Here is a 14,238-nt window from a genome sequence, read left to right on the forward strand (position 1 = left end):
ACCGGGAACTGGAGGCGGCAAAGCCCGAGAAGGGTACGCCACCAGTTCCCGGTCGACGGTGTTTCACAGCTGGGTGCGGGCGACACGTCCGCACCTGCCGAGTTGAGGGTGTCGGTGTGGGTCACCGCAATTGTGTCCGGCCGTCCGCTTCAGAACAGCGGATCACCCGGAGGCTCTCGGCGTCGAGCTTCTCGAAAACGCAGGAGAGCACTGATCGTAGGTGCTCCAGGTTGCTGTCTGGCTCCACGGGGTCTCACCTTACGTCCGAACCGGGGGAGTCTCGGGTCCCCGCGGCCCCGACACCGCCCGACTGTTGCAGCAGGGCCCGCACCGAGATGTTGATTCCATGACGCTTTCGCATTTTCGCCAACCGAACAGGTCTCGGCTTATGTACTGGACGGTCCCCTGTTTCGATCCCGGGGTGGGGGAGAGTGCGGGTGGCGTAGTGTCGTGGCAACGAGGCTGTTGAGGTCTTCCAAACAAAGGGCGTACCAGTTGTCCGACAAATCTCCGCGTAGCAAGATGTCCAATGCTCAGGGGAAGACCCTGAAGGAGAAACGAGCGGAGAAGAAGGCCAAGTTGGCTAACCTGCAGTCCGGGATCGAAGCCACGGAGAACAGAGGGCGGAAGCGCAGGTAGCCAAGGGGTTTCGGCTTCGAGGACGGCGACCGCGCCGACCGGAAGGTCGGCGCGGTCGCGTATTCGGTGGCGTGTCAGTGGTTTTTGACGGTGAAGATGTCGGTCAGGGGACGGCGGGGGGTTGGGGCGGCTTGTTCGTATTCGGGGGCTGCGCCGATGCGGATCACCAGTTGGGGGGTGCGGTGTTCGGGGACGAGGTTGGTGAGCAGGGTTCTGCCGGTGGGCAATTCGGTGATGTGGGTGAGGGCGCAGGTCGCCAATCCGGCAACGGTGCATTCCAGCAGCACCGCTGAGAGGGCTTCGCCGGTGCGGAGCCATTCGGGCAGTGAATCGCCGGGGGAGCTGAGGACCACCAGGCGGGCGTGGTCTTCGATGACGTCGGCGCGCCGCGCGGAGTGCGGGGCGTGGGGGAAGGTGCGGCCGACGCCGACCCGGGCGAATTCCGCATCGGAGACCAGGGCGTCGGCGGGAACTCCTTCGGGCATACCGGAATGTCCTGCCCACCAGCCGATTTCGGCTTGATACATCATGTCGTGGCGGCGCAGCGCGGCCGCTTGTTCGGAGGCCGCGGTCAGGCGGGCGCGGGTGTTGTCGTCGATGGTGTCGAGTTCGAGGTAATGGGGGGAGACCAGCATGCGCAGCCGGGGGAGCAGGGCGGGCCAGTCCGGCGGCTCGGACATGGGCAGGCGGTCGGTACGGCGGCGGTCGATGGCCTCGGCGCGGGCCACCAGGCCGGCCGGCGGATGCTCCCAGGGGCGGAAGCGGATTTCGGCGAGATGGCCGGGTTGCAGGGGCTCGGGAACGCGCACGGTGTCGGTGTGCCAGCCCCATGCGCCGAAGGCGGTGCGCACATGGTGCAGCATGGCGCCGCAGCTGATCACCATTTGGCGGCCGCGCGGATCGGCCGCGGTGAGCAGCCGATCGGTATCGGTGTACAGGTGCAGGACATCTCCGTCGAGCACCCAGCGCCACGGCTGGGTGTTGTGCACCGACGGCGCGCGGGACGCCAGGCGCAGTGCCGCGAGGATCGTCCGATGGTCGGGTCGAGGAACGTTCGAAGCGGTCATATCTCGAGTGTTCGCGTCACAACGGCCGGCGCATACGGGCTTTCCGACCGCTGTTCGGGGCCGTTGGTCACCAGCAGGGACGAAGGCGGCAGCGGTGTCCGCTCGGCGCGTTCCTTGATGCCCAGCAGCATCTTGCGTTCCATCACCAGGCTGCCGGGCTCCATGACCAGCGACCAGGCCAGTCGCCGCACCGGTCCGTTTCCGGGCACGGTGATCCGATTGCGGCTCACCAGCCGCGTGCCCTCGGCGGCCGGATACAGCCCGAACGCCCACACCCAGTGGTGATCTTCCGAGACGAACACCAGCGCGTGCCCGGGGTCGAGCACCGCGACCCGCATTCGCGGCCCTTTCTCGCCGAGGGCCGTGACATCCCCGGCCGCCAAACCCTGGAATTGCGGCAGGATCTCATCGGCGCTGTGCATGTCGAGGCCCATGAGATTCTCGATCCAGTCATAGGTGTACGCCCCGCCGCGCCCCGGACCGATCTGCACCAGCCACGGCCAGATCGCCTCCGGCGCAGCGGAAATGGTGACCGCGCGGGTCGTCGCCACATCCGGCTCGGGCAGTAGCCCGTCCCCGGGCATGGCCCGCGCGGCCTCCTCGGCGCTCGCGCCCCAGTGCAAGCACTTCTCGCGCGCCAGCACCCGGTATCCGGCCGCCAGTCCAGCCGCTGCCGAAACCGCCCCGACCGCACCCGCCGTCATCCTGTTCATCGCATTCCTTCCGATGGTCGATGACCTGATCGTCGGCCGCGCACCGGGTCCGCGAGCAGGGCCACAGGACTGCGGCATCGGTGACCTTCGGCCGTCACATCCACCCCACCGCGCGCGGAATGCTCGATGTCGACACATGATTCCGATCAGGAGCGGAGGCATCACCATGACAGCTCTGGAAGGCAGCAGCGCGATTGTGACCGGCGGCGCCCGCGGCATCGGCGCCGCCATCGTGACCGAACTGGTCAAGCAGGGAATGGGCGTGGTCATCGCCGACCTGCTCGAGCACGACGGCGCCGAGCTGGCGCGCGAGCTGGGCCCGCGGGCCCGGTTCCACCGCCTCGACGTCACCTCGGAGGAGGACTGGCGGCGGGTGCTCGAGGAGACCGAATCCGAATTCGGTCCGCTGTCGGTGCTGGTGAACAATGCCGGCATCCTGAACTTCGGCACCGTGGAGTCCGAATCCCCGGCCCTGTTCCGGCATGTCGTGGATGTGAATCTCTACGGCTCCTGGCTCGGCATGCACCTGGCCGCGCCATTGCTGCGGCGTGCCGGCGGCGGCGTCATCGTGAACATCTCCTCGATCGCGGGCATGGTCGGCTACGCCGGAATCGGCGCCTATGTGGCCAGCAAGTGGGGCCTGCGCGGCCTGACCAAGACGGCGGCGCTCGAGCTCGGCCCGGCGAATATCCGGGTGTGCTCGGTGCATCCGGGCCCGATTCACACCCCCATGACCGCCGGTCTCGGGGAAGCCCTCGCCGCCGGGCAGCCGCTGCCGCGGTTCGGTGAGCCCGAGGAGGTCGCGGCCCTGGTGCGTTTCCTGGTCACCGAGGGCAGCTACTCCACCGGGTCGGAGTTCGTCGTCGACGGTGGCGCCATCGCCGGGCAGGCCCCGGTCTTCGAGTCATCGAAAGGATAGTTCTTCATGAAAGGCCGAATTCTGGTCGCCTACGCCACCCGTTACGGTTCGACACGCGAAGTCGCCGAGCGGGTGGCGGACACCCTGCGCGCGGCGGGGCTCGAAGTCGACTGCCGGGCAATGGAAGACGTGGACGCGATCGACGACTACCGCGGCTTCGTCCTCGGCGCGCCGTTCTACTACGGCCACTGGCCCCGCCCGGCGCGCCGCTTCCTCACGCGCTTCTGCACGACACTGGGGCATCGCGATGTCGCGGTGTTCGCCACCGGGCAAGTCGATGTGCGCCAGCCCATGTCGGAGGTCAGCGCGCAGATCGAAGCGCTCACAGCGCGATACGACTGGCTGCATCCGATCGCCGTCGGAATGTTCGGCGGGCGTTGGGATCCGGCGCTGCTGACCGGATGGCATCGCGTGCTGCGTCGGCTTCCGGCCTCCCCGATGCGGGTGTTGCCCGCTTCGGATCTGCGTAGCTGGCCGGATATCGAGAAGTGGGCGGGCACGGTGGCCACGAAATTGAAGTCGCGTGCCGCGCAACCGAATACGCCGACTCCCGAGCCCGGACGGGTATCGCGATCCGGCGCCTCGCTGTCCATGATCGGCGAGTATCTCGCCGATCAGCAGCGTGCGCGCCGGAAGGGTTGAACCCCGGGGTTCAAACCTCGACGGTGAGGATATCGGCCAGCGGCCGTCGCGGTGTCCGCGGCGGCCGTTCGCCGTCGGGCGCGACACCGATGCGAATCACCACCTGCGGTGTGGTGCGATGCGGAATCAGATCGGCGACGGCCCGCCGGGCGGCGGGCAGCTCGGTGACATGGGTCAGCGTGCACGTCGCCAGCCCCCGCGCCGTGCATTCCAGCAATACCGCCGACAGCGCCTCCCCGGTGTGCAGCCAGCGCGCCACCGTATCGCCGCTGGGCGATCCCAGCACCACCAGCCCCGCCTCATCCTGGAGATCAGCGCGCCGGGCGGAGTGCGACACCACCGGAAATGCGCGTGCCACGCCGACGTGCGCCTGCTCGGCGGTGGAGGCCAGCGCCGTGGGCGGGACTCCCTCCGGAGTATCCGGATGTCCGGCCCACCAATCCAATTCATCCTGATACATGGAGTCGTATCGCCGTGCCTCGGTGGCTCGCCGGGAGGCGGCGGTCAGTTGGGTGCGGGCATTGTCGACGAGTACGTCGAGCGTCAGATCGTGCGCCGCGACCAAGCGGCGCAGGTCGATCACGAGATTGTTCCACCGCGGCGGTTCACGCAGCGGCAGCCGGTCGGTGTAGCGGTCCTCGATGGCCCGCACCAGTGTCGCGGCATCCGCCGGCGGCTGCGGCCACGGCCGGAAGATGAGCGTCGCCAGATGGTCGGGCCGCTGCGGATCGGGCAGCCGCACCGTCTCGGTGCGCCAGCCCCTGGCCGCGAATACCGTGCGCGCGTGGTGCAGCATCGCACCGCAACTGATCACCCATTCCCGTCCGTGCGGATCGGTGGCGAACAGCTGCCGGTCGGTATCGCCGTAGAGGTGCAGTCGGTCGCCGTCGAACACCCAGCGCCAGGGTTGCGTGTTGTGGATCGAGGGCGCGCGGCCGGCGACCCGGATGGCCTCCGCCAGGCTCGCATGATCCGGCACGGTCGCCGCGGTATGTGTGTCTGTACCAGTCATATCGGCGAGTCTGCTCGGCCGGCGGGTGACCGCGGTACGGCCTTAGCGCCCGCATTCCGGGGCCCATGGTCCCACCGGGTCGTTGGTAACCGCAGGTGAGGGCAATCGCCTCTGCCCGCCGGACCGCCGCCGGACGCACAGTGACAATGCGCCGCCGAGCACGGGTTCGGCGGGCTCAACCGCACTGCGAGAGAGGTGCTGTCGTGATGTTCTGGTACGACCACGGAATGAGCGGCTGGGGCTACTTCGGCATGGGTCTGGGAATGCTGTTGTTCTGGGCTCTGCTGATCGCCGGGTTCGCGGTCATGATCCGCATCGCGGTGTCCGACCGCGACCGCCCGGAACCGCCGCGCCCGGAACCGCCCCGCGCGGAAGAAGTTCTCGCCCAGCGGTTCGCGCGCGGCGAGATCGATGACAAGGAATACGCGAGCCGGCTCGCCACCCTGCGCGAGATCGCACCGACCGGCTAGGGCGCGGACCATCGCGCGGCCGTCGGCGCCGGGAGCGATCCGCGGCGCCCGGCTGCGCCGGGCATGGTCAGCGGCCGGGCCGGCCGGGCGCGCCCGCAAGGTATCTGGTCCAGTCGATGCGAGCGAGCAGGACAATGCCCGCGAGCAGCGCGATCTGAACCGCGATGCCGTAAGGCGAAGTCAACGAGGCCGCCAGCGTGTCGCCGAGACTTCGTTCGGCGACCCCGGCCGCGCCGATATAGAGCGAGTAGCTGACCATCCGCCCCAGCACATGCGCGGCCGCGAGCGGAAGCAGGTGCAGTCCCAGCAGCCCGGCCGCCTCGAACATCTGCGCCGACGGCAGCGGTGACAGCAGGAACAATCCGAGTCCGGCCAGCGATCGGCCGCGGTGGCCGGTGAGATAGTCCTTGGCGGCTTGCAACCCGGCCTTCCGGTGGTCGCTGAGGCGATTGCGGAGGCGATTGGTCGCCGTGGCGAGGAGATAGCGACCGGTGCCGGAAACACAGGCGCCGATGATGACCAGCGCCACCGGTTCCAGATGCCAGTTCAACCGGAACAGCACCAGTACCAGCGCGGTGGGCGGGCCGAACGCCGGCATCAGGTTCACCAGGAACACCACGGCGACCACGGCGAGGTAGTACACCAGCACGGTGCTCGCCGCGTCGTTCGCCATCGTGTCCATCTGTTCCCTCACCTGATATGACTCGTATTCCCCAGTCCACCGGCCGGATTCGACGGTGTACAGGGAACAAGGTCACGTGTGGCGGGCGATCAGGTCGCAGGTCGGGCGGCTTGTGCGCGGACGGCGTCGAGCTGGGTGGGCGTGCCGAGGACGATGAGGATGGTGTCGGCGTGGAGGTGGATGTCGTCGGTGGGGTTGGCGATGAACCGGCCGTTGGCGGTGCGCAGGGCGAGCAGGAGCGCGCCGGTGGTGCGCCGCAGGTCGGTGTCGAGGAGGGTGTGGCCGATCAGTGGCGAGTGCGCGTCGAGCGAGATTTCCTCGATGCGGTATTCGAGCGCGTCATCGTGCATGACGACGTCGAGGAACTCGGCCACATTGGGCTGCAATGCGAATGCCGCCATCCGGCGGCCGCCGATCAGTTGGGGGTTGACCGCTCGATTCGCGCCGGCGCGCCGCAGTTTGGATTTGGAGCTTTCGGTGCGGGCCCGCTCGATGATCACCAGATCGTCGCGCATGGCCCGGCTCGACAGCGTCACGTAGACGTTGTCGGCATCATTGTCGAGCGCCGCGATGAGTGCGTGGGCGTGGGCGATACCGGCCGCCTCGAGCACGCTGTCATCGGTGACATCACCCAGGATGTGCGGATATTCGATGCCCTGCAACCGTTCCGGATCGCGATCGACGACCACGATCTGCTTGCCGAGGCCCCGTAGATACTGCGCGGTCGAGCGACCCACTCTGCCCCAGCCGCAGACGATGATGTGCCCGCGCATCCGGTCGATTTCCCGGTTCATTCGTCTCCGCTCCAAGTGGTCGCGTAGATGTTCGTCGATGAGCACTTCCAGCAGCACCCCGAACATGTAGAGAACGGTCCCCGCGCCGATCAGGATCAGCGCCATGGTGAACACCTGCCCCACCGGCGTGAGCGGATGCACTTCGCGGAATCCGACCGTCGAAATCGTCGTCACCGTCTGATAGAGCGCATCCAGCACCCCGAACCCGAGCAGCGTATAGCCGACCGTTCCCGCCAGCACCACCAGCACGAAGGCGACCACCACACGGCCGAGGCGACGCATCGGATTCACGCCAAGATTGTGACACCGCCGCGCCTCGCGGCGCGGCTTCCGCCCGGCATCGGTGACCTCTGAGGACTTTCGGCCCTGTCTCACGGCCCACCCTGATGGTGGCATGGGTCTGGTCGGAATCGGTGCACGATGAACAGGATCGGAGGCTTTCGTCCCGTGGGTACAGGCGAGGCGAGGATGGCGGCGGAACAGTACGTGGAGGTCGCCGGCTGTGGCGACGTGACCGCCATGCAGGTGATGCGAGCCCGCCGGATGATCGGCCAGGTCATGCACCGCCATCATCTCGACGGCCCGGCCCGCGTCCGCCTGAGCGGCGGCTCCACCGACGGTCGCACCGTGACACAGGTGACCCTGCGTTTCGGGCACACCCCCGTCCGCACACAGGCCGACGGCCCCGGCGGCTTCGCCCTCACTTTCGCCGCCGAGCGCCTGGACCGCCAATTGGACCGCCTGACAGGCCGCTCCGCGCCCCGCTGGTCCCCGGATCCCAATCGCGCACCCCTGGCGTACGTGACCGCCGACCGTCCCATCGTCCGCCGCAAGGCCGCCGCCCTGCGCACCTGTGGCGTGGTCGCGGCCGTCGCGGCCATGGACGCCATGGACTACGAGGCGCATCTGTTCACCGACACGGAAACCGGCGAAGACGCGATCGTCTATTGGGCCGGCCCCCTGGGCGTCCGGATGGCCCGGCAGCGCCGCACCAAACCACCCCGCGACGCCTCGGCCCTGCAACTGACCATGAACCCCCACCCCACCCGCATCCTCACCGAATCCGAAGCCGCCCTCCGCCTTTGCGGCTACGGCCTCCCGTTCCTCTTCTACACCGACCCCGCCGACAGCCGAGGCCGCCTCCTCTACCGCCGCTACGACGGCGACCTCGGCTTGGTCCTGCCGACCGCCGGCTAGCCCGCTGCGACGAGGGCGACAATGTCCTCGGTGCGGACGATTTGGCCGCGGGCGCCCCAATTGCCTTCGGGGACTTCGTTGATGTGGACCCAGGCGGAGGCGGCTTCGGTGAAGCGGGCCGGGTCGTCGTCGGCGTCGGCGAGGACTCGGGTGACTCGTTCGACGATGTCGCGTCGTTTGTCGTCGTTCATGGTGCCGGCAGGGACGCCTACTCGGACTACGTATTTCGGCTTTTCCCCGGCGGGGAGTTGGCGGCCGCCGATGAACCAGGCGTCGATCTCGTTGACCACCAGCCAGGAGATGGAGCGGGCCATTTCGGTGTCGGGGGCGCCTTCGGCGAGCATCACTTCCGATACCAGGCGGCTGCCGATCTTTTCGCGGTGCTCCTGGTCGAGGGAACCCTTGGGGACGAACAACTCTACGAACGGCATTGGTTAGTCCTTTCATTGAACTATGTGCGGACAACGCTACGCCGGGTGAGTTCAATGAATCAACCCTCTAGACTGTGGGCATGCAACGGACCAGCTTCGCGGAGATGCACTGCTCGATCGGGCAGTCGCTGGAACTCGTGGGTGAGTGGTGGACGCCGCTGATCGTGCGGGATATCTACCTTGGGCTGCACCGATTCGACGACATCGCCGAGAATCTGGGGATCTCCCGCAACCTGCTCACGCGGCGGTTCGAGGGCCTCGTCGCCGACGGCATCGTCGAGCGTCGCGCCTACCGGGAGCGACCGCCGCGGTACGAATACCATTTGACCGCAGCCGGTCTCGAACTCGTACCGGTTCTGATGGCCCTCATGGCGTGGGGCGACAAGTGGGCAACCCCGCCCGGCGGGCCGCCGGTGCAGCTGGTGCATCAGGGCTGCGGCAAGGCGTTCACACCGCAGGTCTGCTGCTCGGAGTGCGGGGAGCGGGTGCACGCCGCGAATGTGAGGGCTCTGCCCGGACCCGGCGCGGCTGCCGGTCCGGGGACCCGGGTCCTGGCCCGTCGCAGCGGACTCTGAGGAGTCCCCGTTCTACGAGGACGACTCGATCGAATCCTGGTGGTACGGGCCGGATCCGGAATAGCCGTCGGGATGAACCGGAGCGGCGTGCGGGCCGCGGAAGGTGCGGCGATTGGCCGACGGGGTGGTGCCGAGAGTGCGGGCGAATTGTTCGCGCAGGGTGACCGCGCTGCCGAAACCGCAATGGGCGGCAATGCGTTCGACGGTGCAGTCGCCGGTTTCGAGCAGGCGCTGGGCCATTGCGATGCGCTGGGTGGCGATCCAGGCGGTTGCGCTGGTACCGACGGTCTTCCGGAACTGACGAGTGAAGGTGCGGCGGCTCATGGCGGCGTCGTCGGCCATGCGATCCACGGTCAGGTCCTCACCGAGGTGGGCGATGGCCCAGTGCAGGGTGCCGGTCAGCGGGTGCTGGGATCCCGTTGCTGGCAAAGGATGTTCGATGAACTGGGCCTGCCGCCCTCGCGGTGCGGCAGGGTGACCAGGCGGCGGGCCACGCGGTTGGCGAGATTGACGCGCCCGCGACTTCGTCCGGGCCGTGACCGGTGGAGACGGTGAATCCGGCGGTGGTGACGATGGGCGCGGCCTCCGGCGTGCACACCCGCACCAACCTCCCCGCCGATCTGCCGCACTTCAGCGGCTGCGCGCCGGGGGTGGACTGTCTGCTGTTCCAGTACCAGTCCTATCAGTTCGATCTCGTCCCGACCGCGACTCCCTGACGCGCTTCGCTCCGTCCGCGGGATCGGCCGCCGTTGACGGTGGCCGATCTGCGGGTACGCTATTCGTACGCGTACAAAAATAGGATGGAGAACGATGAACGCCATCGACCTTGCCGAGCCGGGGGAGCGGGCCGCAACTGCTGCGGAGCCCGAATCCGCGGCGGGGCAGAGCCTTTCGACGCTGCTGCGCCCGTTTGCCGGGGGGTTCGCGGCGGTGGTCGTCCTGCAGGTGATCGGGGCGGTGGCGGGGCTCGCGCCGCTGCTGGCGGTCGTCGAGTTGGGACGGACGCTGTTGTCGCCGGGGCCGGTTGATCACGGTCATGTGTGGGTCGTGGTGCTGGTGGGTGCGGCGGGGCTGCTCGTCCGGCTGTTGTTCACGGCCGCGTCGTCCGGGGTGGGGCACCTGCTGGATGGGCAGGTGCAACTCTCGTTCCGGCGGCGGCTGGCCGCGCGGCTGGGGCGGGTGCCGATCGGGTGGTTCTCCCGGCGGCGGACCGGTGAGCTGGCCAAGGTGGTGGGCGATGATGTGAGCGCCGTGCATCCGTTCATCGCGCACACGCCGGCGGAATTGGTGTCGGCGTTCGTGGTGCCGCTGGTGTCGGCGGTCTACCTGTTCACCATCGACTGGCGGCTCACGCTGATCACACTGATTCCGGTGGTGCTGGCAATCGCGCTGGTGCCGTTGATGATGACCGCCACGCGGGTGCGCGAGCAGGAGGAGTTCGATGCGGCCATGGGCCGGATCGCGGATTCGGCCGTGGAATTCGTGCAGGGGATCGCGGTGGTCAAGGCGTTCGGCGGATCCGGGCGGGCGCATCGCAAATTCCTCACGGCCACAGAGGAGTTCGCCGCGACCTTCTATCGGTGGGTGCGTGGGCTCTCCGGCATCGCCGCGGGCATGCAGTTGGTGTTGTCGCCGCCGTTCGTGCTGCTGGTCGTGCTGATCGGCGGTGCTGTGCTGATCACGAACGGGGGTCTGGCGCCTGCCGATCTGCTGCCGTTTCTGCTGCTCGGGCTGGGGCTGACGGCGCCGGTGGCGGCGCTCGGTCACGGCTTCGACGATATCCAGGCCGCTCAGCGTGCGGTCGGGCGAATCCAGGATGTGCTTGCGGTGCAGTCGCTTCCGGAACCCACGCGGCCGATCGCGGCGCGCGGCCACCGCGTGGAACTGCGCGATGTCCGCTTCGGCTATGACACGGGTGCGGAGGTGCTGCGCGGCATCGACCTGGTGCTCGAGCCCGGGACCGTCACCGCGATCGTCGGCGCGTCGGGCAGCGGAAAGTCCACGCTGGTCCAGCTTTTGCCGCGATTCTTCGACCCCACCCACGGGTCGGTCGTGCTCGGCGGCGTCGATCTGCGCGAGCTCGACAGCCGTGAGCTGTATCGGACGGTGTCGTTCGTCTTCCAGGACGTGCGCCTGCTGCGCGCCTCGATCGCGGAGAACATCGCGCTGGCGGTGCCGCATGCCGACCTCGACGACGTGGTGCGGGCCGCGCGACTGGCGCACATCCACGACCGGATTCTCGAGCTGCCACGCGGCTACGAGTCGGTGATCGGCGTGGACGCCAACCTCTCCGGCGGTGAGGCGCAACGGATCTCGGTGGCCCGCGCCCTGCTCGCCGACACTCCCGTGCTGGTGCTCGACGAGGCCACCTCGTTCGCCGATCCGCAGACGGAATACGCGGTGCGCCAAGCGTTGACGGCGTCCGGGCGAGATCGGACGGTGCTGGTCATCGCCCATCGCCTGGAGACGGTCGCCGACGCCGACACCGTCGTCCTGCTGGAGAACGGGACGATCGCCGAGTCCGGCGCACCCGCCGAGCTGCTGGCTCGCGGCGGCAGGTTCGCCGAATTCTGGCAATCGCGCGCCGCACTCGACCTCACCGATGAGCGACCGCAAGGAGAATTCCGATGATCCGCATGCTGCTGCGCGTGCTCGGCGACGAGTACGCCCGGCCGGTGCGCCGCACCGTGGCCCTGATGACGGTGACCGCCATCGCAGAAGGACTGTCCTACGCCCTGCTGATTCCCGTGCTGCGGGCGCTGTTCGGCAGCGATCCCGCCGACGTGTGGCCCGCGCTCACCGCCTTCGGGATCGCGGTCGCGGCGTACGCGATCCTGCGCTATCTCAGCGATCTGTCCGGATTCCGCGTCGGGACAACGCTATTGCGCGGCATGTACCACCGCCTCGGCGATCATCTGGCCCGCCTCCCGCTGGGCTGGTACAGCGCCGACCGCGTCGGTCAGGTATCGGTCCTCGCGAGTCGCGGTGTGCTGCAAGCCATGAGCGTGATCGCGCATCTGCTGTCGCCGTTCATCTCCGCCTGCGTGACCCCGCTGACCATTGTCGCCGTCATGCTCGCCTACAACTGGCAACTCGGCCTGGCCGCCCTGCTCGCAGCCCCGGCCGTGGCCGCGATCCAGGTCTGGACCGGCCGTTCGATGGCCGCCACCGATGCCCAACGGCACGAACGCGATCAAGAGGCCGCCGGACGCGTCATCGAATACCTCCAGGCGCAACCGGTTCTGCGCGCCGGCGGCCGCTCCACCGAACGCTTCCGATTGCTCGACGACTCCCTGCGCGACGTGCAGCGCGCCACCCGCGCCTCCGCCCTGTCGGCCCTGCCCGGCATTGTCGGCCTGACCCTCGCGGTGCAGCTCGTGTTCACCGTGCTCCTGGCCCTCGGCGCCTATCTCGCACTCGGTGGAAGCATCGGCGACGCAGAGGTTTTGGCCATTCTGGTGCTGGCCGCCCGCTGCGCCGAACCGCTGCTGTCGCTCTCGGATATCGGCGGCAAACTGCGCAGCGCCCGCGCCGAACTGATCCGGCTCGACACGCTGCTGCGCACCGAACCGCTGCCCGAAGCCGCCGAACCGATCCGGCCGCTCGACCACGGCCTGGAGTTCGAGTCCGTCACCTTCCGGCAGAACGGGCGCACCATCATCGACGATCTGTCGCTGTCCGTGCCGGCGGGCCAGCGACTGGCCGTGGTCGGCCCGTCGGGTGCGGGCAAGAGCACGCTGCTGCAACTGCTTGCCCGCTTCTACGACGCGGACGCGGGCACGGTTCGCATCGGCGGTGCGGATGTGCGATCGATCGGCGCCGAGGAGCTCATGCGCGATATCGCCATCGTCTTCCAGAACGTCTACCTCTTCGACGGCACCATCGAGGAGAACGTCCGCCTGGGCCGCCCCGACGCCACCCCGGATCAGGTGCGGGCCGCCGCCACCGCCGCCGGTCTGGACGAGGTGATCGAGCGCCTGCCCGGCGGCTGGGACGCACACGTCGGCGAGGCCGGCGCCCTGCTGTCCGGCGGTGAGCGCCAACGCGTTTCGATCGCCCGAGCCCTGCTGAAGGACGCGCCCGTCGTCCTGCTCGACGAGGTCACCTCCGCCCTGGACCCGGTCAACGAGGCCGCCGTCCACGCGGGCATCGAACGCCTCATGGCGGGCCGCACGGTGGTCATGGTGGCCCACCGCATGCGCACGGTCCAGCGGGCCGACCGCGTCGTCTTCCTCGACAACGGCCGGATCATCGAAACCGGCAGCCACGACGAACTCCTGAATCGAGGCGGCCGCTACGCCGACTTCTGGAACCTCGCCCTGGCGACAGTGCGCGACTGACCGCCGAGATTCCGAGGGGACCGCGGCAGGTCAGCGGCCCCGCGGCACCATCCCATCGACGATGGCCGCCAGCCCCTCGCGATGTGAATCGCGAGTGCTGAGTTCGGCCCAGCGGTCGGCGACCGCCGCGATGTGCGGGTAGGCGCCGGGCGCCAGATCGGCAATGGCCTGATCGCGATAGATCGCCTTGCCGGCCTGGGCCCGGCGCCGCCCGCTGTTCACCCGGATGAGCAGATTGCCGACGATGTAGTACCAGAGCGTGCGATACACATCGACGGCTTGCTCGGGCGTGCAACCGCATTCGACGGCCGCGCCGATGAGGTTCTCGACGAACCAGAGCGCGGTCGGCGCGAACAGGTCATCGGCCGTCAGCACCTCGACGATCCACGCCCGCTCGGACAGCAACTCGTACAGCAGCACCGCCGTCGTGACGAGCCGCTCCCGCGGATCCTCGGGAAGTTCGGGCCGCGGAATGCTCCGCGCATGCGCCTCCAGCACCCGCAGCAACAACTCGTCCTTGTCGCGCACGTGGTAGTAGACCGCCATCGGCGCGCTACCCAACTCGTTCGCCAGCCGCCGCATCGAAAGCTTCTCCGGCCCTTCGGCCGCCAGAATCCGATCCGCCGCGGCAATGATCGTCTCCAGCGACAGGCGCGGCGGCCGGCCGGCGCTCTTCACGCGCTCTCCTCCAACGGGCATCCGTCCATCCTCCCCGATGCCCCGCGGCATCCGCTGTCGGCTCGGCGATCAGCCGGCC

General features: G+C 68.6%; 16 protein-coding genes. 8 read left to right on the forward strand and 8 right to left on the reverse strand.

Annotation, left to right across the window (positions count from 1 at the left end; translation table 11 throughout):
* Positions 1-713: 713 nt before the first annotated feature.
* Complete coding sequence (locus ACFVIV_RS37330) at positions 714-1,706, reverse strand: Acg family FMN-binding oxidoreductase (protein ID WP_379204772.1); 993 nt, start codon at positions 1,704-1,706, stop codon at positions 714-716.
* Entirely contained in the window at positions 1,703-2,419 is a 717-nt protein-coding gene (locus tag ACFVIV_RS37335; protein ID WP_379204774.1) for an SRPBCC family protein, read from the reverse strand. The genes ACFVIV_RS37330 and ACFVIV_RS37335 overlap by 4 nt, the downstream gene beginning before the upstream one ends.
* Before the next feature lie 166 nt (positions 2,420-2,585).
* Here ACFVIV_RS37335 and ACFVIV_RS37340 point away from each other — a divergent pair, with 166 nt between their 5' ends.
* Together ACFVIV_RS37340 and ACFVIV_RS37345 are read left to right on the forward strand one after the other, a co-directional pair.
* A complete protein-coding gene (locus tag ACFVIV_RS37340) occupies positions 2,586-3,338 on the forward strand; it encodes an SDR family NAD(P)-dependent oxidoreductase (RefSeq protein ID WP_379204776.1) in 753 nt (250 codons plus the stop codon).
* Positions 3,339-3,344: 6 nt separating this feature from the next.
* On the forward strand, positions 3,345-3,980 hold the full coding sequence (locus ACFVIV_RS37345; protein ID WP_379204778.1) for a flavodoxin domain-containing protein: 636 nt from the start codon (positions 3,345-3,347) through the stop codon (positions 3,978-3,980).
* A 10-nt stretch (positions 3,981-3,990) separates the two neighbouring features.
* Here the strand turns inward: ACFVIV_RS37345 and ACFVIV_RS37350 are convergent, their stop codons facing one another.
* A complete protein-coding gene (locus ACFVIV_RS37350) occupies positions 3,991-4,992 on the reverse strand; it encodes an Acg family FMN-binding oxidoreductase (RefSeq protein ID WP_379204780.1) in 1,002 nt (333 codons plus the stop codon).
* 206 nt (positions 4,993-5,198) lie between these two features.
* On the opposite strand from ACFVIV_RS37350, the gene ACFVIV_RS37355 reads away from it, so the two are divergent.
* Complete coding sequence (locus ACFVIV_RS37355) at positions 5,199-5,462, forward strand: SHOCT domain-containing protein (protein ID WP_379204812.1); 264 nt, start codon at positions 5,199-5,201, stop codon at positions 5,460-5,462.
* Positions 5,463-5,529: 67 nt separating this feature from the next.
* Here ACFVIV_RS37355 and ACFVIV_RS37360 read toward each other — a convergent pair whose 3' ends face one another.
* Together ACFVIV_RS37360 and ACFVIV_RS37365 are read right to left on the reverse strand one after the other, a co-directional pair.
* Positions 5,530-6,144: a hypothetical protein gene (locus tag ACFVIV_RS37360; protein WP_379204782.1), complete on the reverse strand. Its 615-nt coding sequence runs from the start codon at positions 6,142-6,144 to the stop codon at positions 5,530-5,532.
* A gap of 89 nt (positions 6,145-6,233) precedes the next feature.
* On the reverse strand, positions 6,234-7,220 hold the full coding sequence (locus ACFVIV_RS37365; RefSeq protein ID WP_379204813.1) for a potassium channel family protein: 987 nt from the start codon (positions 7,218-7,220) through the stop codon (positions 6,234-6,236).
* Positions 7,221-7,406: 186 nt separating this feature from the next.
* Between ACFVIV_RS37365 and ACFVIV_RS37370 the strand changes: the two genes are divergently transcribed.
* On the forward strand, positions 7,407-8,135 hold the full coding sequence (locus ACFVIV_RS37370; protein WP_379204784.1) for a sigma 54 modulation/S30EA ribosomal C-terminal domain-containing protein: 729 nt from the start codon (positions 7,407-7,409) through the stop codon (positions 8,133-8,135).
* Here the strand turns inward: ACFVIV_RS37370 and ACFVIV_RS37375 are convergent.
* Entirely contained in the window at positions 8,132-8,566 is a 435-nt protein-coding gene (locus tag ACFVIV_RS37375; protein ID WP_379204786.1) for a 4-oxalocrotonate tautomerase family protein, read from the reverse strand. The two genes, ACFVIV_RS37370 and ACFVIV_RS37375, sit on opposite strands and share 4 nt — an antisense overlap.
* A gap of 80 nt (positions 8,567-8,646) precedes the next feature.
* Between ACFVIV_RS37375 and ACFVIV_RS37380 the strand changes: the two genes are divergently transcribed.
* Entirely contained in the window at positions 8,647-9,141 is a 495-nt protein-coding gene (locus ACFVIV_RS37380; RefSeq protein WP_379204788.1) for a winged helix-turn-helix transcriptional regulator, read from the forward strand.
* A 12-nt stretch (positions 9,142-9,153) separates the two neighbouring features.
* Here the strand turns inward: ACFVIV_RS37380 and ACFVIV_RS37385 are convergent, their stop codons facing one another.
* Entirely contained in the window at positions 9,154-9,570 is a 417-nt protein-coding gene (locus ACFVIV_RS37385) for a helix-turn-helix domain-containing protein (protein WP_379204789.1), read from the reverse strand.
* Positions 9,571-9,692: 122 nt separating this feature from the next.
* Between ACFVIV_RS37385 and ACFVIV_RS37390 the strand changes: the two genes are divergently transcribed.
* From ACFVIV_RS37390 to ACFVIV_RS37400, 3 genes are all read left to right on the forward strand, one after another.
* The gene (locus tag ACFVIV_RS37390; RefSeq protein WP_379204791.1) at positions 9,693-9,857 is read left to right on the forward strand and encodes a hypothetical protein; all 165 of its coding nucleotides are present in this window, start codon (positions 9,693-9,695) and stop codon (positions 9,855-9,857) included.
* 94 nt (positions 9,858-9,951) lie between these two features.
* Positions 9,952-11,772, forward strand: coding sequence for an ABC transporter ATP-binding protein (locus tag ACFVIV_RS37395; protein ID WP_379204793.1), 1,821 nt, complete (start codon positions 9,952-9,954; stop codon positions 11,770-11,772).
* A complete protein-coding gene (locus tag ACFVIV_RS37400) occupies positions 11,769-13,481 on the forward strand; it encodes an ABC transporter ATP-binding protein (RefSeq protein ID WP_379204795.1) in 1,713 nt (570 codons plus the stop codon). Before ACFVIV_RS37395 ends, ACFVIV_RS37400 begins: the two co-directional genes overlap by 4 nt.
* Positions 13,482-13,511: 30 nt before the next feature.
* Here the strand turns inward: ACFVIV_RS37400 and ACFVIV_RS37405 are convergent, their stop codons facing one another.
* Positions 13,512-14,159, reverse strand: a complete 648-nt coding sequence (locus tag ACFVIV_RS37405) for a TetR/AcrR family transcriptional regulator (RefSeq protein ID WP_379204797.1) — start codon at positions 14,157-14,159, stop codon at positions 13,512-13,514.
* Positions 14,160-14,238: the final 79 nt, after the last annotated feature.

Origin of the sequence: Nocardia sp. NPDC127526, assembly GCF_042672265.1 — a bacterium.
GTDB lineage: Bacteria > Actinomycetota > Actinomycetes > Mycobacteriales > Mycobacteriaceae > Nocardia.